The organism is Pseudomonas sp. ASL3 (assembly GCF_056680425.1).
This window is the reverse complement of sequence record NZ_CM155281.1, coordinates 774439-801061: the sequence shown is the minus strand read 5'-3', so window position 1 is coordinate 801061 and position 26623 is coordinate 774439. Positions and strand designations below refer to the sequence as shown.

Sequence of the window (26623 nt, the reverse complement as noted above, 5' to 3'; positions counted from 1 at the left end):
TTCAAAAAAGTGCGCCTTCATAAATAGTGCTTTCCGTGCTCACAACACCACGTTGCGCACGAACCGCACGGCCACTGCCCCATCATTGCGATAGGTATGGACCTGATTGCTGGCGAACATGTAAAACTCGCCGCTTTCGACGCTGTGGATCTCATCGGCCAGACCGATACTCAGGCAGCCTTCGAAGACATACACCTGCTCACTCCAGCCCTCAGGGTCGGCTTCCGAGGAATAGATTTCGCCCGGTTCCAGGCAAAACTCCCACAGTTCCACTTCGCGCTTGGCCATCGCTTTGGCCAGCAGCACCGCTTTACTGCCAGGGATCAACCCTGCCCAGGCCACTTCGTTGATGCGGCTGGGGTCACGCACATCCGGCGCCTGGATCAGATCACTGAACGCCACCTCCAGCGCTTCCGCGACCCGGTCCAGGGTTGCCAGGCTGACGTTTTTCTCGCCCGCCTCGATGGCCACCAGCATTCTGCGGCTCACCCCGGACTTCTCCGCCAGGGCGCTCTGACTGAGATCCGCGGCATTGCGCAGACGGCGCACATTCTGGCTGACGTGTTGCAGCACCGGGGCTCTCTGAGAACTGTCTTTGTGCACTATATTGCTCGCTTGATTCGATTTGCGCAGTATACTGCCCACTTTCGACGCATTGTGCGTCTCACTCTTGTCGTACGCAAGCCCCTAAAGCTCGGTGAATACCATGAAGTCTACCCGCCTGACTCCCCGCGTCAGTAAAGCAGAAGCTGCTCTGATCCTGATTACCGTGATCTGGGGCGCGACGTTTCTATTGGTGCAGCATGCACTGACCGCCAGCGGCCCGCTGTTTTTTGTCGGCGTGCGTTTCGCTGCCGCGGCGTCCATTGTCGCCTTGTTTTCACTGCGAATCCTGCGCGATCTGACGCTGCTGGAGTTCAAGGCCGGGGTCTTGATCGGCGTGTCTATCATGCTCGGTTATGGCCTGCAAACCATCGGCCTGCAAAGCATTCCCAGCAGCCAGTCGGCCTTTATCACCGCGTTGTATGTGCCTTTCGTGCCATTGCTGCAATGGCTGGTGCTAGGCCGTCGTCCAGGGTTGATGCCAAGCCTGGGCATTGGCCTGGCCTTCGCCGGGTTGATGCTGCTGTCGGGCCCTAATGGCGCTTCGCTGAATTTCAGCCCGGGCGAAATGGCCACTGTGGTCAGCGCCATCGCAATTGCCGCTGAGATCATCCTGATCGGCGCCTATGCCGGCAAGGTCGATGTTCGCCGGGTGACGGTGGTGCAGCTGGCAACGGCTTCGGCGCTGTCGTTCATGATGGTGGCCCCGACCGGCGAACAGCTGCCGGAGTTTTCCTGGTTGCTGGTGATCAGCGCCGTGGGTCTGGGAGCTGCCAGCGCGGCGATTCAGTTGGCGATCAACTGGGCGCAGAAAACCGTCTCACCCACCCGCGCGGCCGTGATCTATGCCGGTGAGCCCGTGTGGGGCGGGATTGCCGGGCGTCTGGCCGGTGAACGCCTGCCCGCCATCGCCCTGCTGGGTGCGGCATTGATCGTTGCGGGGGTGATTGTCAGTGAGATGAAAGGACGGGCCAAGGTGGCGCTAGCGGAGGAAGAGGATCAACGGGAAGCGTTGGGCAAGGCTGATTGAAAATCACCTGTAGGAGATCCCACCCCGTCTTCGACGCTACGCTGTCGTGCAGCAAACTGGGGCCCTGTAGGAGCTGCCGAAGGCTGCGATAAGGTCGGTACGACCTTCAGCTATCTCAAGAAAGCGACCGGTTCCCGGTCGATCGCAGCCTTCGGCAGCTCCTACATAAGTTCTGCGTGTTGCCTGAGAACATAGAATCTCCCACAGGGGATCGCATGTTTTCTGTGGGGAATTTATTTGCGATGAAAGCAGTAAACCCGTTACAGCAAACTCACCAGAAGACCCAGTCCCAAACTACCCTTCTCAGCTTGGCCTGTAGGATTCTGCCACAGCTTGCTGGTTGGTGATCCGCGGCCTGCCACGTATCATCCTTGCCATTTCCCCGCAGATTAGAAGCCTATGTCCCTGATAGTTCTACTGCTTTTGCCTTTCATTGGCAGCTGTCTCGCGGCCCTCCTGCCGCACAATGCGCGTAACGCTGAATCCATTCTCGCCGGTATCCTGAGCCTTATCGGAGCGATCCAGGTCGCCCTGTGGTACCCGCAGATCGCCGACGGTGGTGTGATTCGCCAGGAATTCTTTTGGTTACCCAGCCTGGGCCTGAACTTCGTCCTGCGGATGGACGGTTTTGCCTGGCTGTTTTCCATGCTGGTGTTGGGCATCGGTGCGCTGGTGTCCTTGTACGCGCGTTATTACATGTCGCCGGACGATCCGGTGCCGCGCTTTTTCGCCTTTTTCCTCGCGTTCATGGGCGCCATGCTGGGCCTGGTGATGTCCGGCAACCTGATGCAGATCGTGTTTTTCTGGGAACTGACCAGCCTCTTTTCCTTCCTGCTGATCGGCTATTGGCACCACCGCGCCGACGCCCGTCGCGGCGCCTACATGGCGCTGATGGTCACGGGTGCAGGTGGTCTTGCGTTGTTGCTGGGGGTGATGCTGCTCGGCCATGTGGTCGGCAGCTACGACCTGGACAAGGTGCTGGCGGCCGGCGATCAGATTCGCGCCCACGCCCTTTATCCGGTGTTACTGCCTTTAATCCTGATTGGCGCCTTGAGCAAAAGCGCGCAGTTCCCTTTCCACTTCTGGCTGCCCCACGCCATGGCGGCGCCGACCCCGGTCTCGGCCTATCTGCACTCGGCGACCATGGTCAAGGCCGGGGTATTTTTGCTGGCACGGTTCTGGCCGGTACTGTCCGGCACCGAAGAATGGTTCTGGATCGTCAGCGGAGCCGGCGCCTGCACGCTGGTGCTGGGCGCCTACACAGCGATCTTCCAGACTGACCTCAAAGGTCTGCTGGCGTACTCGACCATCAGCCATTTGGGGCTGATCACCCTGCTACTCGGCCTGAACAGCCCGTTGGCCGCTGTGGCGGCGGTGTTTCATATTCTCAACCACGCCACCTTCAAAGCCTCGCTGTTCATGGCCGCCGGGATCATCGACCACGAAAGCGGCACCCGCGATATTCGACGGCTCAGTGGCCTGATCAAAGTGATTCCCTACACCGCCACCCTGGCCATGGTCGCCAGCGCGTCCATGGCCGGGGTTCCGCTGTTGAACGGTTTTCTGTCAAAGGAGATGTTCTTCGCCGAGACCGTGTTCATTTCCTCCACGGCCTGGGTCGAGATGGCCTTGCCCGTGGTTGCGACCATCGCCGGTGCCTTCAGCGTCGCCTACTCGCTACGCTTTACCGTGGATGTATTTTTCGGCCCGAAAGCCACCGACTTGCCCCACACCCCGCACGAACCACCGCGCTGGATGCGCGCCCCGGTGGAACTGCTGGTGTTCACTTGCCTGATCGTCGGAATCTTTCCCGCACAATCCGTAGGTCCGCTGCTGGCCGCCGCTGCACAGCCAGTGGTGGGCGGCACGTTGCCCGAATACAGCCTGGCGATCTGGCACGGCTGGAACACGCCGATGATCATGAGCCTGCTGGCCATGAGCGGCGGGATCGTGCTGTATCTGTTGTTGCGCACGCCGCTGAAACAAGATCGCTTTGCCGGGCCGCCGCTGGTGTCCCGACTGAACGGCAAGCACCTGTTCGAACGCGCACTGATCCTGAAGATGCGCTGGGCGCGGCGTTTCGAGCGACAGTTCAGTACCCGCCGTTTGCAGGCACAGTTGTTCCTGCTGGTAGTGGTCGCACTGATTGCCGGGTTGATTCCGCTGTACCCCAGCGGCCTGACCTGGGGTGACCGACCGAAGATTCCAGGTTCGGCGGTGTTCGTGACGCTGTGGCTGATCGCGATTGCCTGCGCCCTCGGCGCCGCGTGGCAGGCTAAATATCACCGTCTCGCGGCGCTGACCATGGTCAGTGTTTGCGGGTTGATGACCTGTATGACCTTCGTCTGGTTCTCTGCGCCGGATCTGGCCCTGACCCAGTTGGTGGTGGAAGTGGTGACCACCGTGCTGATTCTGCTCGGGCTGCGCTGGCTGCCACGGCGTAACGAAGAGGTCGCGCCGCTGCCCGGCAGCCTCAACCGGGCACGGGCGCGTCGAGTGCGTGACTTGCTGCTGGCGTTGCTGGTCGGTGGCGGCATGGCGCTGTTGTCCTACGCGATGCTGACCCGGCCAACCCCCAATACGACTTCTTCGTTCTACCTCAGCCGAGCCCTGCCTCAAGGCGGCGGCAGCAATGTGGTGAACGTGATGCTGGTGGATTTCCGCGGCTTCGATACGCTGGGTGAGATCACCGTGTTGGTGGCTGTCGCGCTGGCGGTCTTCGCTTTGCTGAGACGCTTCCGGCCACCGAAAGAAAGTCTCCCGTTGCCTGCGCAGCAACGTTTGCTGGCCCGCGACGTGGTCACCGACCTGGTCAACCCGCGCAGCGCCAGCGACACCGCACTGGGTTTCATGATGGTGCCCGCCGTACTGGTGCGTTTGCTACTGCCGATTGCCGTCGTGGTGTCGATGTACCTGTTCATGCGCGGGCACAACCTGCCGGGCGGCGGGTTCGTTGCCGGGCTGGTGATGTCAGTGGCCTTCATTCTTCAATACATGGTCGCCGGGACCCAGTGGGTTGAAGCGAAAATGAGCCTGCGGCCGCTGCGCTGGATGGGCACCGGTCTGTTGTTTGCGACCATCACCGGCCTGGGTGCCATGACCTTGGGATACCCATTCCTGACCACCCATACCGCGCATGTGCATCTGCCGTTGCTGGGCGACGTGCATGTCTCCAGTGCCCTGTTTTTCGATATCGGCGTGTACGCCGTGGTGGTCGGCTCGACGCTGCTGATCCTCACCGCTCTGGCTCACCAGTCGGTGCGTAGCCATCGCCCGACCTCGCTGCCCAAACCCATAGCTGCGCAAGGAGCCGCCTGATGGAAGAAGTCATTGCAATCGCCATCGGTGTGCTGGCGGCCTCGGGCGTCTGGCTGATTCTGCGACCGCGGACCTTTCAAGTGGTGATGGGCCTGTGCCTGCTGTCCTATGGGGTCAACCTGTTCATCTTTAGCATGGGCAGCCTGTTCATTGGCAAGGAGCCGATCATCAAGGACGGCGTCCCCCATGACCTGCTCAACTACACCGACCCGTTGCCACAAGCGCTGGTCTTGACCGCCATCGTCATCAGCTTCGCCATGACCGCGCTGTTTCTGGTGGTACTGCTGGCTTCACGGGGCTTGACCGGCACCGACCATGTGGATGGCCAGGAGCCTAAAGAATGACGCTGATGCATCAACTGATCGTCGCCCCCATTCTGCTGCCCCTGTTGACCGCCGCCCTGATGCTGATGCTCGGCGAAAAGCATCGGCCACTCAAAGGCCGGATCAACCTGCTCTCCACCCTGCTGGGGTTGGCGATCTCGATCTGTTTGCTGGTCTGGGTTCAGCAGGACGGTACGACGGGCTCCATCGGCGTGTACCTGCCGGGTAACTGGGAAGCGCCGTTCGGCATCGTGCTGGTGGTGGATCACTTGTCCGCGTTGATGCTGGTGTTGACCGGGATCATCGGGGTCTGCGCCCTGCTCTTCGCCCTGGCGCGCTGGGACCGGGCCGGTGCCAGTTTCCATGCCCTGTTCCAGATCCAGTTGATGGGCCTTTACGGGGCCTTCCTGACCGCCGACCTGTTCAACCTGTTCGTGTTCTTCGAAGTGCTGCTGGCGGCGTCCTACGGCCTGATGCTGCACGGTTCGGGACGCGCACGAGTGTCGGCGGGCTTGCATTACATCACCATCAACCTGGTGGCGTCGTCGTTGTTCCTGATCGGGGCGGCCTTGATCTACGGTGTCACCGGTACCTTGAACATGGCCGATCTGGCGCTGAAGATCCCACTGGTGCCGGAAGCCGATCGTGGTCTGTTACAGGCGGGCGCAGCCATTCTCGCCACGGCGTTCCTGGCCAAGGCCGGCATGTGGCCGCTGAATTTCTGGCTGGTGCCTGCCTACTCGGCGGCCAGCGCACCCGTCGCGGCAATGTTCGCGATCATGACCAAAGTCGGCGTCTACACCCTGCTGCGGCTCTGGACCCTATTGTTCTCGGCGCAAGCGGGAGCGTCCGCGTTTTTTGGTGGTGACTGGCTGATCTACGGCGGCATGGCGACGATTTTCACCGCGGCGGTGGCGATTCTGGCCGCACAACGCCTGGAGCGCATGGCCAGCCTGAGTATTTTGGTGTCGGCCGGCATCCTGCTGTCGGCCATCGGCTTCGCCCAGCCGAGCCTGACCGCTGGCGCGCTGTTTTATCTGGTCAGTTCGACCCTGACCCTCTGCGCCCTGTTCCTGCTCGCCGAACTGATCGAACGCTCGCGCTCGGCCAACGAAATCCCCCTCGAAGAAGACGCCGATCAACCGCCCCGCCCCCTGGAGGCGTCGCAGCCACCGCCAGGCACCAACCTCGACGATGAACAGAAAGCCGTGGTCGGTCAGGTGATTCCGAGGACCATGGCCTTCCTCGGTCTGAGCTTCATCGCCTGCGCCTTGTTGATCATCGGCATGCCGCCACTGTCCGGTTTTATTGGCAAGCTGACGCTGCTCAGCGCCTTGCTCAATCCACTGGGGCTGGACGTGGCCAGGGACGCCGCGGTTTCAGGTACCCGTTGGGCGCTGATCAGCCTGTTGATCTTCTCCGGTCTGGCCTCACTGCTGGCCTTTTCCCGGGTCGGCATCAAGCGTTTCTGGACCCCGAGAGAACGGCCGTCTCCCCTGCTGCGCCGCTATGAGTGCCTGCCCATCGTGATCCTGCTGGGCTTGTGCATTGCCCTGACGTTCAAGGCCGAACCGCTGTTGCGCTACACCCAGGACACGGCGGCGGCGCTGCATGATCCGCAGCAATACGTGTTGTCGGTCATGGCCACCCGACCACTGCCCGGCCCGACTGGCACCACCGCACAGGAGATACAGCCATGAAGCGTCTGCTCCCCGCGCCCTGGCTATCGCTGGCACTCTGGCTGCTGTGGCTGGTGCTGAACCTGTCCCTCAGCCCCGGCGACCTGCTGCTTGGCGCGCTTCTCGGGTTTTTCGCGCCCTTGCTGATGGCGCCCTTGCGACCCTTGCCGGTGAGGATTCGCAAGCCCGGTGTGATTCTGAAACTGTGCCTGCAGGTGACCTGCGACATGGTGTCGTCGAACCTGGCCGTGGGCTGGACGGTGTGGAACGCCAAACGGCGTCCGCCTCGCTCGGCGTTCATCAAAGTGCCGCTGGATCTGCGAGATGCCAATGGCCTGGCCGCCCTGTCGGTAATCGCCACGCTGGTTCCCGGTACCGTCTGGTCCGAGCTGGCGCTGGACCGCAGCGTATTGCTGATGCATGTGTTCGATCTGGACGATGAGGCGCAGTTCATCGAACACTTCAAACGCTGTTACGAACGCCCGTTGATGGAGATTTTTCAATGAGTGCCCTGCTCTCCAACGCCATTCTGCTCAGCCTGTGCCTCTTCGTGTTGGCGATGGTGTTGACCCTGATTCGTCTGTTCAAAGGCCCGTCGGCGCAGGATCGGGTTCTGGCCCTGGATTACCTGTACATCATCGCCATGTTGATGATGCTGGTGCTGGGCATCCGCTATGCCAGCGACACGTACTTCGAGGCGGCGCTGCTGATTGCCCTGTTCGGCTTCGTCGGCTCTTTCGCCCTGGCGAAGTTCCTGCTGCGCGGCGAGGTGATCGAATGAACTCGCTCAGTGTGTTGCCGTTCTGGGTCGAGGTCATCACCGCTGCTCTGTTGGTGTCCAGCAGCCTGCTCGCCTTGACCGGTGCCCTCGGCCTGCTGCGCATGAAAGATTTCTTTCAACGCATGCACCCGCCCGCATTGGCCACTACGTTAGGCGCATGGTGCGTGGCGCTGGCGTCGATCATCTATTTCTCGGCGCTGAAATCCGAACCGGTGATCCATGCCTGGTTGATCCCGGTGCTGCTGGCGATCACGGTTCCGGTGACGACCTTGCTGCTGGCCCGTACCGGCCTGTTCCGCAAGCGCATGGCCGGCGATGATGTACCGCCGGAAGTCAGTGGCGGTCGCAGCGAAGGTGATCCGGACGGGCGTTGATCGGTTGCTGATTGGGCGTCATTTCAAGCTGGCACTGACTTTGGTCGCAACCTCTTCAGGCAGCCATGCTTTCCACACGTCCGGGTGTTCCTTGAGGAACGCCTCGGCGACTTGCCGCGGGGGCAGGTGTTTTTCGCTCATGTCCGCCAATGCCTTGTTCAGCGGATCGATCGGCAGGTCGACTTTGCTGAAGAACCCAGACAGTTCCGGATGCTGCTTATTGAACGGCGCAGACACGCCAATGCTCAACTTCGAGGGCGGAGAACGGGTCGCCTGCGGTTTGCGGTTTGATGCATCGGTCAGGGTTTTCCAGGCTTTTGCGTCGAAGACCGGCTCCTGCAGCTGAATCAATTTGTAGCGTCCCAACAGCGGTGTCGGCGACCAGTAGTAGAACAACACCGGCTGGCCGCGTTTGATGGAGGACGTGATTTCAGCGTCCAGCGCAGCCCCGGAACCACTACGAAAGTTCACGTAACTATTACTGAGCCCATAGGCTTTGAGTTTCTGGCCGTTGACCACTTCCGACGTCCAACCAATCGGGCTGTTCAAAAAGCGCCCCTTCTTCGGCTCTTCAGGGTCCTTGAACACGTCTTTGTAGCGCGGCAGATCCGAGACGCTACGTAGATCGGGCGCCATGGGTTTTATACCGCGCTCAGGGTCACCCTTGATCACATACTCCGGCACCCACCAACCCTCCGTCGCCCCCTTGACGGTATCGCCGAGGCTGACCACCTGCCCCGCTGCTTCAGCCTTGACCCAGGCCGGACTGCGACCGGCCCATTCTTCGGCGATCACCTGGATGTCATTCTTTGACAGGGCAACTTCGAGACTAATCGTGGTGCCCGGCAAGGTGTCGGTAGGGAGCTCGTAACCTTTTTCGACGATATAACGCAGGATTTCGGTGATCAAACTGCCGCTTTCCCAGTTCAGGTCAGCGAAATGGATCATCGGCTCCGCCGCCCGCACAGGCGATGCCGCACTCAACAGGCTCACTGTCGCCAACAGGCTGACCAGCAGCGCACGTATTCCTTTCATGCTTGTGTCCCTCGAATGAACCTGGCCCGTAGACAACTTCGCTTGAACGCGAAAAGCCCGGGCTTCAAATACTCAGTCAGTAGACTGTAGTAGAGGTTCCTTTCCAGAGGGACATGCCTGATAAGTTGTGCACGTACTCACACGCTTGCAAGACACGGCCGTTACCGTTCTTCTTACTCGCTGGCCTTGAATGTCAGCTCGCCCTTGCGCCATTTCGCTGCTTTGCCGGTAACGGCTTTCAACGTCTTGCTTAGCGTGCCTTGCAACTGCTCGTTGGCGGCGAAGACCGTGACCACGGTATGACCTTCCTTGAACACAATGCCGTGGCCGTCAGCCGTGTTGACGTACGCGTACTCGCCCAAGCCGTAGACCGTCAATTTGATATCGCGAAATTTCAGTTCGAACTTGCCGCCTTCACGGCTGGGCAATACCGCAGCGCGAAAATGGTCGCCTACCTTGAGTTCCAGTCGCGGTTTGTCGTCCACCACCAGCGCGGTTTCGGTATCGATTTCAGCGATGTAAATGCCTTCGGCGGTCTGCTCGGTGACATAGACAAAACGGGATTGGAACTGCTTGACCAGCTTGGCACGAAGATCGCCAAGTACGAATAACGCGTGCATATCCAGATTACTTACTGCCAATGAAAGATCCTCAAACTTGAAAATGACTTTGCCCGACATCGTTCGGGCACCACAGAAAACCGGCCTTGATACAGCTGTTTACAACCCATGGTTACTGAACAAAGGTTACCGCACAAAAAACGCTGACCCACCTTGACCCGACATCCCCGGCGTTTCGAGGACGGTTGCAGACTTCTGGCAAAGGGATCTGCCAACAACCAAGTGCAGAAGATTAGTGGATAACCGGCTCGGCGTCTCGTCATACGGGCTTCCAGCCTTGCAGGAAATCACCCTTTCAGTTGCCAGACGGTACCGGACGACGAGTTCAAGGATTAAAACGCAATTCTACCGGCTAGCGGCGTCCCACGGGTATATACCTTTCGTCCGCTACAGGGCAATACCGACAGGCTGATGAGGGCGCGGGAAGCAGAGACCGGCTGATTGACGCCTTGATCCGGCAACCTGTCATTCGTCATCCTTAGTACTAAACCCAGCCTGCGCGCCTCAACAACTGCCATACTCGCCCACTACAAAAAAAACGGGCGATGCGCTAGCGCGCCGTAGAGTAGCAACTCGTCTCCATGGGAAGGTAATAGTGACTGAATTTGATATCGGCGAATTCTTCATCTGGGGCGAATCCAGGGAAGTCGAAGGCGAGTACCAGGCTGTAATCGTGATGCGCGCCAAAGAGGGGAAAAACACCATCAGCTACCATCAAGTCGAGAAAGACCGTTGGTTCAAGACAGCTGATGTCGCTGCGACTGCTGCAAAAGAGTCGGCCAAAGCCTTGAAAGTAGCGGTCGACGCTGGCGGTTTGAACGCCTAGTTCACGATTGACCGGGCCCGGAGTCGTGCGGCACCCAGGCCCGATCGGGACGCCTCACTGGGGATAACCGGGCTGACCGACGTTCGGGTGGCGAACACGCCCTCCCGGCTCGGGCGCATGGACGAACACCACATTGCTCAAGCTGGCCCCGCTACCGACCCATGCGTTCCAGTGGGCGGATCGATGGATATAGCGCCGACGCAACAGACTCTGCTCGCTTTCACTAAGCGTGTAAGGCCCTCCTTTGGCATAAGCGATCAGCTTTTGCGCGATGACTTGCAGCTCCGGCACAAGGCTTAAGTCGGGACTGTCCGGTACCGGCTCCAGAGGCACACCCTCGACGCAGGCCAACTCATGCATCACTCGTAGATAGACCCGGGAAAGATGGCCGTAGACCCGACGCTCCAGGCTCACCGCCGCCAGGACCTCTTTTACCCCGACTTTGTCGCTGCCTGCTTTCGGATGGTTTTCACGGCATTCAACGCGCAACGAAGCTTCCATATCGAGCGGATCGAGCCATTGCCTGGCATCCATTGCCCGAAGATCGGACTCGGTCTCCTGCCAGGCAGGGCTGGCGTGGCATGCCGTATCGAAGCTGACTATGCTTCGGCGCGGCCGGGTCAGCAGCACCTTTTCGCGCATGTGCAGAGGGTAGCCACCGCCAATATCCGAATGTGCCCCCGGTAACACGATTTCCTTTGGCCAATCCGGGGCGATGCTGTTCAAGGCGAAGTTACGCCGCTGTTCATCGCCAGCGACCAGATGCAGCACGTGTTGTGCTGCGCCGGGCGGCAGGTAGAGATTGACCTGCCTGTTGGTAGCGTCCCGGACATTCCCAAGGTCTTCAATGCCTCCGATGGCTGCAACCGTATCGAACAGACCGATCACCTTCAGTCTCACGCTTGCGTTATGCCAGGCGAAATCCGGCCCCCACGGAATGCTCCGTTGATTGAGCAAGGAGCCAAGGGAGCCTTTTGCCTGTTTCAATACTTCATTGGCAAAGTGTCGGGCGGCGGCGGCACCGCGACTGAAACCGAACAGGTCGAACTCCAGCCCCTCGATGACACACCCAGGGTTGTTGGCCTGGAACGCCTCAAGCGCAACGGAAAGCTTTTTCACACCGCTGGCAACCTTCGCTATGACCCCCGTGGCGCCGCGACCGAAACTTTGGCCCACCCATACCGAATCGCACTTGCCGGACGTCGTACCCACACCACTGACATAGATCGGCCAATACACGCTCAATCCATTCCTGGTTTTTTGCGCCGTGGGCCGCTGACGATAAAGCTCATAGAGTCTGGCAACATTACTTAGATCATTGGCGTAACTACTGTCAGGATTGGCATGACGCCCTCCGCAGGCACGGCTATGAGCATTATTATTCTCCGCGGCCAGCGCACGACAATCGGCCGCGATTTGACTATTGATTCGATTATTACCCGTTCCGTCGAAGAACATGCCGATGCGCACTGTAACGCCGCGCATTTCAGGGTCTCGGCTGTCCGCCGTCCCTGACGTTTTGAATGTAGAAACCATGATGTAACCGCCTGTATGGTACAGCTGAGGATCAGCTTGCTTAAATCAATAAATACGTCTGATCTAAAACAGCTTGCTCAGCCCTGCACGGGCGTCAAGGTCATCGCGATACTTCAGAAGTATCCCACATACACTATGGAACTTAGAGAGCTTATTAACTTATATGCCCTGCAAAAGAGGCAATACAAGGCCATTGAACACGCTAATACCCACCATCAACTTGATCAGTGGCAGCTCCACTTTGCAGATGATTCCTATCAAACAATGCATAACCAGCTGAAATAAAAGATTATTTGTAGGAGCGCGCTTGCCCGCGATCGGCTGCGAAGCAGTCGCAAAATGGTTGGATTCACCACCGCTGGAAGGTCCTTCGTGTCGGACGCGACCCCGGCCTTTCGCAGACAAGACTGCGCGTCCCGGTCTCTCCTACGCCCTCCGGGCAGAATCGAGCCCCAGTTTGCTGCGCGACAGCGCGGTGTCGAAGACGGGGCGGGATCTCCTGAGTGCTTACCCGCGTTTGTGCTGCGGCAGCCCTTCGGGCTTGTAGCCCAGACGCAGGCCACCCCAGTGACGCCCCTTGACCATGATCGGCACCGACAGGTCGTGCATCAACTCACCGGTATCGCGGGTGTAAGTTTGCAACAACACCGGCTGTTGATGGCTGCCGCACCGAAGGCCGGTGCGATCATCAAATTTGCGCTTGGTGCGGTTCTGAGCAGTGTCGAGTTTGATATCGCCGGTCAGCGGCTGGCTGAACACCTTGTTATGCGTCGGCACGTACCCTTGCGGCGTGCAGGCAATGACAAACACCAGGCCCTCGTGGCGCGGCAGCAGCGGCTCCTGGATCAAGGGCAATACCTGATCGGTGTAACGGTCGAAACGTGTCTGGAACTTGCTCGGCGAAGTCTTGGGAATCAGTTGGTAACTGCGGTCGAACAAATCCTCAAGACTGATGCGGTTCTGCTCGATATCCGTTTCGAATTGAGCCGTTATCTGGCGCGCGCCTTCGCGGGCAAGGTCGTAGATACGCTGGTGATAGTCGTCCAGCCCGACTTGCGCCAGCCGCTCACTGATGGTTTCCGCCTGGCCTTCCATCTGCACCGCTGCCTTGGCCAGCTGCCGGGTCTGCTCGTCACTGATCGCTAGATCGCCGCGCATCTGCTCGACAGCGGTGAATAAACTGCTCAAGTGCTCCTGATTGTTCTGCGCACCAGTCGCGATTTCGCTGACTTGCGTTTCCACACCGGCCGCCAGGCGGGCAATGTTTTCCAGATGCTGACCCGTGTGCTCGACCTGTTCCACGCCGCTGTCCAGATCACTGGACAGTTGCCGAATCTGCTCGACCACTTGCCCGGTGCACTGCTGAATGTCAGCCACCATCTGTCCGACTTCCTCAGTGGCACTGGCAGTACGCCCGGCCAGCCCGCGCACCTCATCGGCGACCACGGCAAAACCACGTCCATGCTCGCCGGCACGGGCGGCTTCGATGGCCGCATTGAGCGCCAGCAGGTTGGTCTGGCTGGCAATCGACTGAATGACCAGGGTGACACGCTGAATGTCTGAGCTGCGTTGGTTGAGGGCTTCGATCAGCTCGCGACTGCCGATGGCGCGCTTGCTCAACAGGTGCATGCGGCTGATGGACTCGGCCAGCACGCTGCGTCCGGCGTCGCTGCTCTGCCGGGCTTCACTGGCTGCTGCGAGGGCTTGCTGGCTAAGCTGTGAGGTTGCCTGCTCGGTGGTGATCATCACGTCGGCGCTGCTGACTATCTGCTCGGCGGCATCGAGTTGCGACTGGATCCTGCCCGCCAATTGACGCACGGAAAAAGCTACGCCCGCAGCGGACAGCGCATTGTGGCTCGTGGTGTAGGACAGATCGCGGGCCAGTTCGGCAATTTCGTTGCCACTGTTCAGCGCCGCGATCGGTGCTGTCGGACCTGCCAGCATTCGCGGCAGCCAGACCAGCAACAGCGCCAACGGCAGACAGACGTAGACCGACAGACCGATGAACGCCATCGCCAGCAGCAGCACGCTGAGTGCCAGGCTCTGCAACAAGGGCGTGAGCCAGCGTGAACCGTTGAGGGGGCTTTCTGCTTTTGGGGTCTGTGCTTTCTGGGCGTGCGCCTGCGACGCCAGCGTCCCCATGAGAGGTCCGTCTCCAGCCATGCTCTTCACCCCACCTGTGCTTATCGTTATTTGTCTGCATTAAACGCCAGACATCAACCATAAGCCATGAGTCGTTAGTGGTAGGCCGACTGGTATATTCGAACGACGTCGGTGGGTTCAAACCGACAAAACAGCGGGCACAACCCTACCGGGGCAATTGAATGCCCCCATAGAGCGACCGCCAGCGCCCATCAGGCCTGACGTTGGTGCTTGTCGATCTGCTCGTGACGTTCCTGAGCTTCGATGCAGTACTTGGTGGTCGGGCTGATCAGCAGGCGCTTGAGGCCAATCGCCTCGCCGCTGTCATCGCACCAGCCAAAGCTGTCATCGGCAATTCGTGCCAGGGCCATTTCCAGCTGAGGAAGCATGCGCTGGTCGCGATCAATTACGTTGACCAACCAGTGGCGCTCTTCTTCGACCGAAGCCGCATCGGCAGGATCGGCAGGCGTGTCCAGGCTTTCGATAGCAATACGGCTCTGCTCGATTCGCTCATGGATCTCGACTTTCATGGATTGCAGCAGCTCAACGAAGAAAGCGTGCTGCTCGGCATTCATGTAGTCATCGGCCGGCATCGCCAGCAACTTGTCCTTTGTCATTGATTTCTCTATAAAAAATACGTGCATTAAGGCGAATTAGGGAGCGGCTCAGCGGTGCCGAAAAAGCGCCATAGTCTCCAAGCGCCACCTGGCACTCAATTTATGAGGGGCGGCAGTCTAAGGCCGGCTTGTAGACACAGCAACATAATTGACGTGGATTTGCTCAACAAGTCGCCCAACGCCCTTGCTGCGTGCCTCTTCACGGCCTCGCGTAACGCCCGTGAAATCTGCTCTGGCCAGGGATTTCCAGAGCAGCGGCAACACGACCACGACCCTCGACAGGACGGTCTGACCGACGCGGCGGTCCATCGGTTCCAAAGGATCGACAAAAACCCAAGGTCAAATGCCCGCACAACCCGATAGAGGTTGTGCAGGCATTTTCACTTCCCTTCCTGAATCAGAACACCGTTTCCACTTTGACACCACCGATCCAGGCGGCGGCGACTTCCCGCACACCGCCCGGATAAAGCACGTATTGCAGGTTCGGGCGCACCGTCAGCCAGTTGGTCACATGTACGCCGTAGTAAACCTCGGAGCTGTATTCGCTATGCTGCAGCGGGATGCTGTTCGGGTCATTGTAGTCGGTATGACCACTGATCTGGTTTTGCAGCTCGGCACGTTCGAGATAGTCTTTGTTGGTATGCACCCGTGCGACGCCAAACCCGATGGCATCCTTGGGCCGCGCATCGAAGGGGCCGGTGTAAACCATGCCCGCCTGGATAAAATTGTCGACCTGATTGGTGTCCTTGTCATGCAGCGTGAGGTTGGCGAATAGCGACAAGCCGCGACTGGCATCGCCATCACGACTGGTTATTTGCTGTTGCGCCACCAGCCAGTAACCGGATTTGCTGCTGTGAGAACGGAAATCCCCTCCCACCAGCGGCTGTGGCTGCCCGTTGACGCCCAAAAGCACGTCATTGGCATTTGCGCTGCTGTAGTAATAACCGACGCGGTATTCACCCGGCAGCCCCCGGACTTTCGGCGACCAGACCAATTCCACCGGGACCACCGTCCCCTTGGAGCCACTGGCATTGAGTTTGAAACCGTTGCCGGTTTCCAGGTTAGTAGGGTTCTGTTCGTAAGCGCCCACTTGTACAAACAGTTCTGGATCGAGGTTGTATTTGACCCGCCCGCCCCACTGGCTGACCGGCCAGTTGTACCAGATACTACCGGCCCAGTTGCCCACCTGCGAACCGCAGAACGTCAGGCTCTGGAAGTCGCAAGGGAAGCTGTTGAAGTCCTCGCCGAGGCCGAGGCGACCCAGTTTCACGTCCAGTTTGTTATCGAGAAAGCCTTTGCTGAACCACAACTGGGTCAACCGCCAAGTCTGCCCCCGACCATAGACTTCCTGTGATGAGTCGTAGCCCCCCACACGCGGATCAGCGATCCGGTCATTGGTCAGGCTGCGGCCATCACGCTCGGTGATCGCGACCTTGAACAGCGCGTTCTCCAGACCCATGCTCTTTTGCAGATCGACCTTCAGCCCCAACACGAATTGCTCGGTCCAGCGGGCCGTATGATCCTCGTCGTAGCCGCCCTTTATGTTGGTCGCCAACTCGCCGCCGTGCTCCAACTGGAAGTCATACCCCTTGTCCAACAACTCGGTACGTAACCCACCCCAGTCACCCGTCAGCCACTTGGAGTCGGGATCAAAGGCCTCTGCCGCCAGTACCTGTCCGCCGATACACATGGCTGCCAGCCCCAACAGACAGGGAGAAACAAACACATTCGATTTTCTTGCGCCCATGGCAAAGCTCACCTCTTTATTGTTGTTAAGGTTTTTTTGAACGAGGGTGTGAACGAAGATTGGTCTTTAGAAACAAAAGCCAGACACAAGGGCCAGAACTGACCCCTGTGGCGAAACGGTGACTCAGCGCTTGATTTTGCGCTTGTTGCGGTATTGGTCGATCACCACGGCGATGACGATGATCAAGCCCTTGATGATGTCCTGGATATAAGCGTCGACGCCGACGAAGGTGAAGCCGCTGGCCATGACCCCAAGGATCAACGCCCCGATCACGGTCCCGGTGATGCGCCCCACGCCTCCCGCCAGGCTGGTACCGCCGATCACCGCAGCGGCAATCGCGTCCAGCTCGTAAGACATGCCCATCCCGGCCTGCCCTGTCGCCGCCCGCGCCGAAGCCACCACGCCCGCCAGCCCGGCCAGCAAGCCAGCAATGCTGTAGACGATGATCAAATGACGTTTGACGTTGATCCCGGACGTGCGCGCCGCCTGCATGTTGCCGCCGATGGCGTAGGTGTACTTGCCGTATTTGGTGTAGCGCAGGGCGATGTGGAAGATCACCGCCACCACCAGAAAGATAATGACCGGCATCGCGCCTTGGCCGATGGCGGTGTACGAATCGGACAGCATGCTCACTGGCTGGCCTGAGGTATAAAAGCGCGCCAGACCACGCGCCGACACCATCATGCCCAGCGTCGCGATGAACGGCGGAATCCCGGTGATGGCAATGATGCTGCCGTTGATCGCCCCCGCCAATAACCCCACCCCCAGCCCCGCGATCACCGGCATCCATACCGGCAAATCAGTGAGCGATGGGAACACCGCACGGGCGAAGTCCGAGGTCTGGGCCAGACTCGCGGCGATCATCGCCGACAGCGCCAGCACCGAACCAGAGGACAAATCGATGCCCGTCGTGATGATCACCTGGGTCACGCCGATGGCCAGCAAGCCGATGATCGACACTTGCAGGATCATCAACACCAGACGCTGCGAGTTGAGCAGGAAGCTTTGATCGCGCACGATCCAGCCAAACAATTCGAAGACCAGGCCGATGCCGATCAGCACCAGAAAAATGCTCAGTTCGGTGGGCAAGCGCCGTTTTGACTTGACCGACGCTACAGCGGGTTTGTTTTCCAGAATCGCGTTCATTGCAGTTAATCCTCGTGTTCTGCCGCGTAGTCTCAGCGAACCGCTAGTGAACAGAATTGCCCGAAGCCAGGTGCATCACCCGCTCCTGGGTCGCTTCGCTACGGTCGAGCATGCCCATCATCTCGCCCTCGTGCATGACCATGACCCGGTCGCTCATGCCCAGCACTTCGGGCAACTCCGAGGAAATCATGATCACCGCCATGCCTTCGCTGGCCAGAAAGGAAATCAATCGATAGATCTCCACCTTGGCGCCGACATCGATGCCACGGGTCGGCTCATCGAGAATCAGCACCCGTGGATTGGTCATCAGCCAGCGTGCGAGCAGGGCCTTCTGTTGATTGCCACCGGACAAGGTGTCGATGCACTGTTCCAGCGACGGGGTTTTTACCCGCAGCTTCTTGCACATGTCCTCGCACAGCGTGCGCAAGGCTTTTTGCTGGATAAAACCGCCGCCGGCGTAATGCGGCAGTACGGCCATCTCCATGTTTTCCAGTACTGACAGGCAGGGGAACAGGCCGCTGAGTTTGCGATCCTCAGTCAGCAGGGCGAAGCCTTTTTCAATGGCCAGATGCGGATCGCTGATGCGTACGCTGACGCCATCGAGCTGAATCTCGCCACCGTCACTGGGGGTGATACCAAAAATGGTTTCCGCAATATTGGTCCGCCCGGAGCCCATCAGCCCGGCGATGCCCAGGATTTCACCCGCGTGCAGGTCAAATGAGACACCCTGGAACACCCCATCCAAACGCAGATCCCGCACCGACAACAGCAAATCGCCAATCGGTTTTTCGCGCACCGGGAACAACTGGGTCAGTTCGCGGCCGACCATCATCGAAATCAGACTGTCGCCATCCATGCTGTCAGCGCGCTGCAGGCCGATATAGGCACCGTCACGAAACACCGCCACTTCATCGGCGATGCTGAAGACTTCGTTCATTTTATGGGTGATGTAAATGATGCCCTTACCCTGCGCCTTGAGATCGGCAATGATCGAAAACAGGTGGGCGACCTCCTTGTCGGTGATGGCCGACGTCGGTTCATCCATGATCAGGATGTCGGAGTCGTAGGACACCGCCTTGGCGATCTCGACCATCTGCCGCTCGGCAATGCTCAGGTTGCCCACCAGCTCCTGCGGGTCGAGGTTGATGCGCAAGCGTTCCAGCAATGCGGCGGTACAGCGGAACATTTCCCGGTGGTCGATCATGTGCAGGCCATTGAGCTGCTCACGGCCGATCCAGATGTTTTCAGCGATGCTCATGTGCGGCATCAGGTTAAGTTCCTGATGGATCATCGCAATCCCGGCCTGCAGGGCGGCCAGTGGTGTGTCGAAGCTGATGGGCTTGCCACGCAGGCGCAGCTCGCCGGCATCGGGCTGGTAGATCCCGGCGATGATCTTCATCAAGGTGGATTTACCGGCGCCGTTCTCGCCCATCAACGCCAATACCGAGCCGGGACGCACGCGCAGTTGCACATTGGACAAGGCCACCACGCCCGGAAAACCTTTGGTGACGTTGATGATTTCCAGCAGATACGGCACATCGGCCGTGTCGGTCGCAGCAGCGCCAGCCAGTACATCGGTCATGGCGATACTCGAAGCAGTAGCTGAAGCGAACATGATGACAAGCTCCTCAGTCGACCTTCTTGTTATTAATAAAGCTGTTATTAAGAGGTAAACAGGCGCTATTTGAACGAATCGACGTTTTCCGGGGTGATCAAGCGATAGGGTACCCAGACGGCCGGTTCAACCGGTTCCTTTTTGGCCATTTTCACGGCGGTGTCAATCGAGCCGTCGGCCTGGCCCTTGGCATCCTGGAACACCGACACCGCCATCTCCCCTTTCTTCACAGCGCGCAAGCCGTCGGGTGTGCCGTCGACACCGGCGATCAGCACGGAACCCTTTTCAGTGCCAGCCTGTTTAAGGGCCATGGAGGCGCCAATAGCCATTTCGTCATTGTTGGCGACGACGGCATCGAACTTCTTGCCCTGGGTAATCCAGTCGTTGGTCAGGTCCATGCCTTTTTGACGCAGCCAGACGCCGCTCTGCTCCTGGGTGATTTTGATGTTCGGGTATTTGGCGAGCACTTCTTTAATGCCCTTGGTGCGGTTCTGCGTGGAGTTGTTTGCCAGATCGCCCAGCAGGATCACGATATTGCCTTTGCCACCCATTTTGTCCGCCAGGTACTGCATCTGCATCTCACCGGCTTCCAGGTCATTGGAGGCGACCGTGACCACGCCCTTGGGCAGGTTCAGGTCATCGGGCCGGCGGTTGACATACACCAGCGGAATCCCGGCCTTGACCGCGGCGTCAGTGATTTTTTTGGTGGCGGCGGTGTCCACCGGATTGACCACGATGGCGTCGACTTTCTGGCTGATGAAATTCTCGACCTGACTCAACTGCTTGACCACATCGCTGCGAGCGTCCTCGAACTGCAGACTGACGCCGCCCGGCATGGACTTGGCTTTCTTGTCCATGGATTCGCGCAGGTAAGTCAGCCAGGTGTCATCGAACTGCGACATGCTCACGCCGATTTTGAGGTCGGCCAAGGCCGCGCCGCTAACCAACATCAACGCTAAAGCAAGGGAGGTGAAACGAATAGGTGTTTTCACGAGGGTCTGTCTCCAAATTTTAGTTTTGTTTTATGGACAACCTGAAACGACTCTATTAGAAAATAATTTCTATATCAACTTATTTTAGAATTCTTTTCTATTTTCATTTTATAGCGCCTGGAAGGCTGAGTTCGATAACCCTGCGCTGCTCCGAACTCAACCGCGCAGCATCGAGAACGGTCGCAGACGCTACCGCATCGCGTGGATCGACCGGGTTCTGCCCCCTGCCCCCAACAGCCTCCTGTAACTGGCGATAGAACGCGTCCCAGCAGCCTCGCTCGGAAGGAATGCGCTCACGCTGTTCGCCTTGCTCGAACCAGCCCCAGCGTCGGTGTTCTTCGACGCCCCAGCGGTCACCCTCGCTTTTCGGTGACAGACCGGCCAGCGAGGCCGCTTCCTGCCCGTCCAGACCTTCGACGCTGTAACAGCCCGCCGAACCGCTGACCCGAAAGCGCGGCCCCGGGCAGTTCTGCAAACAGCTGCCCCACAAATGCGAAACCACGCCATTGGCGTGGGTCAAGGAAACGAAAAAAGCGTGGTCGAGTTCCGTGTCTGCCGTGGCGAAGTCCAGTTCGGCGTAGACCCGAGAAACCGGGCCGAACAGCAGCATCGCCTGATCCACCAGATGGCTGCCCAGATCGCGCAGCATTCCACCGCCGCTGACCTTGCCCACCGATTTGGGCGAATACCGCTCGACCCGGGACTCGAATCGGCTGATCTCGCCCAGCACACCGTTGTCGATCAGTTTGCGCAGCGTGAGAAAATCCGAATCCCAGCGCCGGTTCTGATAGACGCTGAGTAACACCCCTCGATGTTCGGCGGCCTGAACCAACTCACGGGCCTGCGCTGCGTCGTTGGCGAAGGGTTTATCGCTGACCACCGCCACGCCCAGCTCGATGGCTTCGAGGATCAGCGTCCTGCGTGAAGCCAATGGCGTGGAAATCACCACGGCATCGATGCCACTGGCGACCAGCTCGGCGAGCGTGTCGAACGCCGCCACTTTTGGGTAATCCTGGGCCAGCTCCGCGCGCCGCTCCGGCGAACGGGTGACCACACCGACAAACGTCGCACCGGGCAAACTGGCGATCAAAGGCGCGTGAAAATAACGCCCGCCCTTGCCATATCCCACTAATCCAATGCGCATTGAGTTCTCCTGTTTGATTCAAAATGTGTGGTGCGGTATTCGCAGCGGGACGCGTAGTTGCAAGCCTGCTCCCACAGATTTTGCAGTCCTCTGTGGGAGCAGCTTGCCTGCGAATCGATCGGGCAACGCGATCTATCTGATCAACTCACTCCTCACCCGTTCCAGCATAAAGCGATTTGATTCATCCGCCCGCTCCTCCCAGGCAAACACCGAGACAGTCGCGATGCCGTCGAACTTGATCTCGCGCAGGGTAGAGAAGAACGCCTGCCAATCCACTTCGCCCTGCCCGATATCCAGGTGCTGATGCACCGTTGCAGTCACCCCCGGCGGGTTGACGATATAGCGCAAACCCGACGAAGCCTTGTGGTTGTAGGTATCGGCGATGATCAAGTGTGTCAGTCTGGAACCGGCGTATTTGAGCATCGAGGCAATATCCCCAATGCCATCGTCATAAAAGAAGGTATGCGGTGCGGCATAAAGGTAGTTGATCCAGTCACAGTCGAGGCCGCGAATGATGTCCACCGATTCATTATTGCGTTCGCAAAAATCATAGGGGTGCGCCTGAATATCCAGCTTGACCCCTTCGCGCTCGAAGATCGGCATCAGTTCATCCATGGACTTCATGAACTGGTTTTCACAGACCAGTGCGTTGTCGGCCTGCCCACTGAATTCGGTGTTGATCAGTTCGCAATCCATTTCCACGGCAATCTGGATCGCGCGCTTCCAGTTACGCACGGCGGCCTTGCGCAGCTCCTCATCGGGGCCGGCCCAGTGATACAGCGGCAATAGCGATGAGAGCTTGACCCCGGAGTCGCTCAAGGCTTTGCGAAACTCCTTGATCCGCGCCCGGTCGACACGCGGGTATTTGTAGAACGGCATAAAGTCTTCGCGGGGCGACAGCTCGATGTGTTCGTAACCCAGCTCGGCAACTTTATCGACCATCTTGCCCAACGGCAGATGGCGGTACATATAGGGATCCAGGGCAATGCGCATTGGTGTTCTCCGTCAGCAAGTGAACATCCCCTGTAGGAGCTGCCGAAGGCTGCGATCGGCTGCGAAGCAGTCGTAGAACATGACATTGCATCGCAGCCTCCGGCAGCTCCTACAGGGGATCGCGATCAGGCATAAAAAGCAGGACGATCCGGCAGGCTTACCGGCACGATGGCGCCGCTCTTTTGCGCTTCGACACAGGCATCGGCCGTGACAGCGGCAGCATAGCCATCCCACGCCGAAGGCCCATTGACCTGGCCCGCATGTACGCCATCGATAAACGCCTGCAACTCGACGTCGTAGGCCGCGATAAACCGGTCCTTCCAGTCCATCAAAATCGCGTTGGACAGTTTGGCACCGCTGCGCAGTTGCACCTGTGACGGCTCGGGCAGTCTGGCGATGCCGGTTTCACCGACCACTTCGCATTGAATGTCATAACCGTATTGGCAATTGACGAACACTTCGACATCGATGCGCGTGCCTTTGACGGTTTCCAGCAGGACGATCTGCGGGTCTTTGAGGTGAGCAAAGGCCTTGCCGGTTTTACGCGGGAACACCACTTGCACCGACACATAGTCGTCGTCCAGCAGCCAGCGCAACACATCGATCTCATGGATCAACGTGTCGGTGATCGCCATGTCGGTCTTGTAGTTTTCACCCACGGTCGGGTTGCGATGGGCGCAGTGCAGCATCAACGGTTCGCCGATCTGGCCGCTATCAATCACCGATTTCAATGCGCGATAGCCTTCATCATACGGACGCATGAAGCCGACCTGAACCAGGCGCTTGCCGTGGGCGATCTCGGCCTCGACGATCCGCCGACAGCCTTCGGCGGTCACCGCCAGCGGCTTCTCGCAGAACACCGGTTTGCCGGCCGCAATCGCCGCCAGCACGAACTCTTCATGGCTCGGCCCCCAAGAGGTCACCAGCACCGCCTCGACATCCGGCGCGTTGATCAGCGCATGTCCATCGGCATAGACCTCGGCCGTCAGGTTCAGGTCGCGGGCCACCTTGGCGGCCTGTTCAAGATTGATATCGGTCAGGGCCACGACCTGACTGCCCAGCAGGGTCTGGCTGCAACGCCGGATGTGATCCTGGCCGATTGCGCCGGTGCCGATTACGCCTAATTTCAACGCCATTTCAGTGCTCCCTTTGGATTTATTCTGGGGTGACTTCGATCAGTATTTGCGGGCTTTCGCCAGTTCTTTGTTTAGTTTTTCGAAGACCTGGGCGGTGGTGCCGGTGGTCGACACTTCAGCCACGCCCACCCGCCACCAGGACAGGTATTTGTGGATCATGGTCTTGGGCAGAACCTTGATGTCGATCAGCGTCGACACGCTTTGCTTCTGCGCATCGATCAGCGCCGCTTCCAGCTCGGCGACGGTGTTCACCTTGTAAGTCTTGCAACCGTAGGCCGCCGCGCTCATGGCGAAATCCACCGGTACGAAATCACCATCGAGCTTGCCGGTTTCCGGGTTGCGGAAACGGAACTCGGTGCCGAAGCTGTCCATGCCATGTTCCATTTGCAGGTTGTTGATGCAGCCGAAGGTCATGTTGTCGAGCAGAATCACGTTGACCTTGCGCCGCTCCTGAATCGAGGTGGCCAACTCCGAGTGCAGCATCATGTACGAGCCATCACCGACCAACGCGTAGACCTCACGCTGCGGCTCGGCCAGCTTGACGCCTAGCGCGGCGTTGACCTCGTAGCCCATGCAGGAATAGCCGTATTCGACGTGGTAGGTATTGACCCCAGTGCTGCGCCACGCCCGCTGCAAATCCCCCGGCAAACTGCCCGCTGCGGCGACGATCACCGCGTCGCGGGGCAAGCTTTGGTTGAGCACACCCAGCACCCGGCTTTGAGTCAGGCACGAACCGGTCAGCTCGATGAATTCGCGCAATACCGCAGGGTCGAGGTGGTCGTTGATTTCCGGGACGAAATCCTTGTTCTGGTACTCGACTGCGTAGATCCGGTCGACTTCGGCGTCCAGCTGCGCCCGCGCCTGTTGTGGCTGGTCGCCCCAGGCGGAACGGTAGTCGCTTTCTCCCAGCGCTTCGGTCAGTGCCTGCAACGCGACTTTGGCGTCGGCCAGCACTTGCACAGCGTCCAGCTTCTGCGCATCGAACGCGCTGACATTGAGGTTGAGGAACTGCACCTCGGGGTTCTGAAACAGCCATTTCGATGCAGTGGTGAAATCGCTGTAACGGGTGCCGACGCCGATGATCAAGTCCGCTTCTTTGGCCAACAGATTGGCGGCCAGCGAGCCAGTTTCACCCAGGCCGCCGAGGTTCAACGGATGGGCCGACACGATTGCACTTTTGCCGGCCTGGGTTTCAGCGAATGGAATGTCGAAGCGTTCGGCAAACGCCTGCAACGCCTGCGCTGCACCTGAGTAACGCACCCCGCCGCCACACACCAGCAGCGGTTTGCGTTTGCCCTTGAGCAGGGCCAGCGCATCGCCCAGCATCGCTTCGCTGGCGGGACGACGGTCGATGCGGTGCACGCGTTTTTGCAGGAAGCTGTCGGGGTAGTCGTAGGCTTCGGCCTGCACGTCCTGCGGCAGCGCAAGGGTCACGGCGCCGGTTTCGGCTGGATCGGTCAGCACGCGCATGGCGTTGAGCGCCGCGCTCATCAATTGCTCGGGGCGGTTGATCCGGTCCCAATACTTGCTCACCGCCTTGAAGGCATCGTTGGTGCTGATACTCAGGTCGTGGAATTGCTCGATCTGTTGCAACACCGGGTCCGGCTGACGGCTGGCGTAGACGTCGCCCGGCAACAGCAGCAACGGAATGCGGTTGGCGGTGGCCGTCGCGGCTGCCGTGAGCATATTCGCGGCACCCGGCCCGACCGATGAGGAACAGGCGTAGATCTTGCGCCGCAGGTTCTGCTTGGCGAAGCCGATGGCCGCGTGGCACATGCCCTGCTCGTTGCGGCCCTGATGAACGATCAACTGACCGCTGTCCTGCTCCAGGGCCTGGCCGATGCCCAGCACATTGCCGTGCCCGAAAATGGTGAAAATCCCGGCGACGAATTTGCTCTGAACCCCATCGACTTCGACGTACTGGTTATCGAGGAACTTCACCAACGCCTGGGCCATGGTCAATCGTGTTGTTTTCATGTTCGCACCTTGAAGAGAGATGAAGGGGTACGGTCACTCGTAGGAGCTGCCGAAGGCTGCGATAAGGCCGGAACGGCCTTCAGCGATCTAAAATCGCGACCGCTTCGCGGTCGATCGCAGCCTGCGGCAGCTCCTACAGGGGATTCCTCATCAAGCCAGCGACTTTTGTAGATGATCCATGCTCGCCGAGACCGCCTGCTGAATGTCGGCCAGTTCATGCACGCTGTCGGCAAACGGTTCGAAGGATAGATGCCCGCTGTAACCATCGCCGAGCAAGCGGTCGATCTGCGCCGCGTTGCCGAGAATGTCCGCCTCGCCCACCAGTACCCGATGCCCGTCGCGGATGCTCTCCAGCGGCACGGCGTCGTCTTCGACACCCGAGATGTGTACCAAACCTGTGATGTCCGCAAAGAACTCTTTTTCACCCGCCAGATGGTGGTGAAAGGTGTCGTGCACCAGGCGGAACACATCCAGCCCGCCCGTGGCCTTGATTGCGTCCACCGCCTGACGCTTGCGGCGTAGCGAACACTCTTCGAAGCCCAGCGGCTCGACGAAACCGAGAATCCCGTGTTCGCGCAAGATCGGCGCCAGTTCGCTCAATGCCGTGCGCAATCCCGCAGCACGTTCGGTGGCGCTACGTGGATCGGCGCGGTCGTTCAACGGACAGAGCACCAGCGCCTCGGCGCCACACTCGCGGGCATAGCTCGCCAGTTTCACGGCTTGCGCACGACGCTCGTCATTCCACACGTCGAAGGGGTACAGCGCGTTGATCGACAGCACACGAATGCCTTGGGCAGCGCATAGCTCGCGGACAGTCTGCGGCGGGGTGCCGTCCTCGATTTCGATACCTTTGAGGTCGTTGCGGATTTCAATGGCATCGGCTTTCAAGGTCACTGCGAGGTCAATGAAGTCCGGCAGCGACAAACGTGGGGCAACCATACGATTCAGGGCAAAGCGCAGGGGATGGCTCATTATTTTTATTCTCCAGA

The 26623-nt window shown here is 59.2% G+C and carries 23 protein-coding genes; 8 read left to right on the top strand and 15 right to left on the bottom strand.

Going from position 1 to position 26623, the window contains the following annotated elements; translation table 11 throughout:
* Positions 1 to 39 precede the first annotated feature (39 nt).
* Positions 40 to 603 carry a helix-turn-helix domain-containing protein gene (locus AC1MEE_RS03615; protein WP_480413874.1) on the bottom strand — a complete coding sequence of 188 codons (564 nt, stop codon included), beginning with the start codon at positions 601 to 603 and terminating at the stop codon, positions 40 to 42.
* Between the two features lie 103 nt (positions 604 to 706).
* On the opposite strand from AC1MEE_RS03615, the gene AC1MEE_RS03610 reads away from it, so the two are divergent.
* The 7 genes from AC1MEE_RS03610 (at position 707) to AC1MEE_RS03580 (ending at position 8108) form a co-directional block, all read left to right on the top strand.
* Positions 707 to 1633, top strand: coding sequence for a DMT family transporter (locus AC1MEE_RS03610; protein ID WP_480413873.1), 927 nt, complete (start codon positions 707 to 709; stop codon positions 1631 to 1633).
* 399 nt (positions 1634 to 2032) lie between these two features.
* Positions 2033 to 4951: a monovalent cation/H+ antiporter subunit A gene (locus tag AC1MEE_RS03605; protein WP_480413872.1), complete on the top strand. Its 2919-nt coding sequence runs from the start codon at positions 2033 to 2035 to the stop codon at positions 4949 to 4951.
* Entirely contained in the window at positions 4951 to 5295 is a 345-nt protein-coding gene (locus AC1MEE_RS03600; protein WP_480413871.1) for a Na+/H+ antiporter subunit C, read from the top strand. The genes AC1MEE_RS03605 and AC1MEE_RS03600 overlap by 1 nt, the downstream gene beginning before the upstream one ends.
* The gene (locus AC1MEE_RS03595) at positions 5292 to 6974 is read left to right on the top strand and encodes a monovalent cation/H+ antiporter subunit D (RefSeq protein ID WP_480413870.1); all 1683 of its coding nucleotides are present in this window, start codon (positions 5292 to 5294) and stop codon (positions 6972 to 6974) included. Before AC1MEE_RS03600 ends, AC1MEE_RS03595 begins: the two co-directional genes overlap by 4 nt.
* Entirely contained in the window at positions 6971 to 7459 is a 489-nt protein-coding gene (locus AC1MEE_RS03590) for a Na+/H+ antiporter subunit E (RefSeq protein ID WP_480413869.1), read from the top strand. The genes AC1MEE_RS03595 and AC1MEE_RS03590 overlap by 4 nt, the downstream gene beginning before the upstream one ends.
* On the top strand, positions 7456 to 7734 hold the full coding sequence (locus AC1MEE_RS03585; protein ID WP_480413867.1) for a K+/H+ antiporter subunit F: 279 nt from the start codon (positions 7456 to 7458) through the stop codon (positions 7732 to 7734). The genes AC1MEE_RS03590 and AC1MEE_RS03585 overlap by 4 nt, the downstream gene beginning before the upstream one ends.
* Positions 7731 to 8108 (top strand): Na+/H+ antiporter subunit G, encoded by a 378-nt coding sequence (locus AC1MEE_RS03580; protein WP_480413866.1) that lies wholly within the window; start codon positions 7731 to 7733, stop codon positions 8106 to 8108. Before AC1MEE_RS03585 ends, AC1MEE_RS03580 begins: the two co-directional genes overlap by 4 nt.
* An 18-nt stretch (positions 8109 to 8126) precedes the next feature.
* Here the strand turns inward: AC1MEE_RS03580 and AC1MEE_RS03575 are convergent, their stop codons facing one another.
* Entirely contained in the window at positions 8127 to 9143 is a 1017-nt protein-coding gene (locus AC1MEE_RS03575) for an ABC transporter substrate-binding protein (RefSeq protein WP_480413865.1), read from the bottom strand.
* Between the two features lie 173 nt (positions 9144 to 9316).
* Complete coding sequence (locus AC1MEE_RS03570; RefSeq protein WP_480413863.1) at positions 9317 to 9784, bottom strand: hypothetical protein; 468 nt, start codon at positions 9782 to 9784, stop codon at positions 9317 to 9319.
* Between the two features lie 574 nt (positions 9785 to 10358).
* Here AC1MEE_RS03570 and AC1MEE_RS03565 point away from each other — a divergent pair.
* Positions 10359 to 10589 (top strand): hypothetical protein, encoded by a 231-nt coding sequence (locus tag AC1MEE_RS03565; protein WP_480413862.1) that lies wholly within the window; start codon positions 10359 to 10361, stop codon positions 10587 to 10589.
* A gap of 54 nt (positions 10590 to 10643) precedes the next feature.
* On the opposite strand, the gene AC1MEE_RS03560 is transcribed toward AC1MEE_RS03565, so the two are convergent.
* From AC1MEE_RS03560 to AC1MEE_RS03505, 12 genes are all read right to left on the bottom strand, one after another.
* Positions 10644 to 12125, bottom strand: a complete 1482-nt coding sequence (locus tag AC1MEE_RS03560; protein ID WP_480413861.1) for a T6SS phospholipase effector Tle1-like catalytic domain-containing protein — start codon at positions 12123 to 12125, stop codon at positions 10644 to 10646.
* A gap of 507 nt (positions 12126 to 12632) precedes the next feature.
* Positions 12633 to 13871 (bottom strand): methyl-accepting chemotaxis protein, encoded by a 1239-nt coding sequence (locus AC1MEE_RS03555; RefSeq protein ID WP_480416144.1) that lies wholly within the window; start codon positions 13869 to 13871, stop codon positions 12633 to 12635.
* A gap of 608 nt (positions 13872 to 14479) precedes the next feature.
* Positions 14480 to 14884: a TraR/DksA family transcriptional regulator gene (locus tag AC1MEE_RS03550; protein WP_480413859.1), complete on the bottom strand. Its 405-nt coding sequence runs from the start codon at positions 14882 to 14884 to the stop codon at positions 14480 to 14482.
* A 397-nt stretch (positions 14885 to 15281) separates the two neighbouring features.
* Positions 15282 to 16631, bottom strand: a complete 1350-nt coding sequence (locus AC1MEE_RS03545; protein ID WP_480413858.1) for a carbohydrate porin — start codon at positions 16629 to 16631, stop codon at positions 15282 to 15284.
* A gap of 123 nt (positions 16632 to 16754) precedes the next feature.
* A complete protein-coding gene (locus tag AC1MEE_RS03540; RefSeq protein WP_480413856.1) occupies positions 16755 to 17777 on the bottom strand; it encodes an ABC transporter permease in 1023 nt (340 codons plus the stop codon).
* Positions 17778 to 17820: 43 nt separating this feature from the next.
* Positions 17821 to 19392 (bottom strand): sugar ABC transporter ATP-binding protein, encoded by a 1572-nt coding sequence (locus tag AC1MEE_RS03535; RefSeq protein ID WP_480413855.1) that lies wholly within the window; start codon positions 19390 to 19392, stop codon positions 17821 to 17823.
* 65 nt (positions 19393 to 19457) lie between these two features.
* The gene (locus AC1MEE_RS03530; protein WP_480413854.1) at positions 19458 to 20384 is read right to left on the bottom strand and encodes a sugar ABC transporter substrate-binding protein; all 927 of its coding nucleotides are present in this window, start codon (positions 20382 to 20384) and stop codon (positions 19458 to 19460) included.
* 103 nt (positions 20385 to 20487) lie between these two features.
* Positions 20488 to 21528, bottom strand: coding sequence for a Gfo/Idh/MocA family protein (locus AC1MEE_RS03525; protein ID WP_480413852.1), 1041 nt, complete (start codon positions 21526 to 21528; stop codon positions 20488 to 20490).
* 132 nt (positions 21529 to 21660) lie between these two features.
* Complete coding sequence (locus AC1MEE_RS03520; RefSeq protein ID WP_480413851.1) at positions 21661 to 22521, bottom strand: sugar phosphate isomerase/epimerase family protein; 861 nt, start codon at positions 22519 to 22521, stop codon at positions 21661 to 21663.
* A 125-nt stretch (positions 22522 to 22646) separates the two neighbouring features.
* The gene (gene iolG, locus AC1MEE_RS03515; RefSeq protein WP_480413850.1) at positions 22647 to 23657 is read right to left on the bottom strand and encodes a bifunctional inositol 2-dehydrogenase/D-chiro-inositol 1-dehydrogenase; all 1011 of its coding nucleotides are present in this window, start codon (positions 23655 to 23657) and stop codon (positions 22647 to 22649) included.
* 39 nt (positions 23658 to 23696) lie between these two features.
* Positions 23697 to 25634 carry a 3D-(3,5/4)-trihydroxycyclohexane-1,2-dione acylhydrolase (decyclizing) gene (gene iolD, locus AC1MEE_RS03510; protein WP_480413849.1) on the bottom strand — a complete coding sequence of 646 codons (1938 nt, stop codon included), beginning with the start codon at positions 25632 to 25634 and terminating at the stop codon, positions 23697 to 23699.
* Between the two features lie 150 nt (positions 25635 to 25784).
* Positions 25785 to 26606: a TIM barrel protein gene (locus AC1MEE_RS03505; protein WP_480413848.1), complete on the bottom strand. Its 822-nt coding sequence runs from the start codon at positions 26604 to 26606 to the stop codon at positions 25785 to 25787.
* Positions 26607 to 26623: the final 17 nt, after the last annotated feature.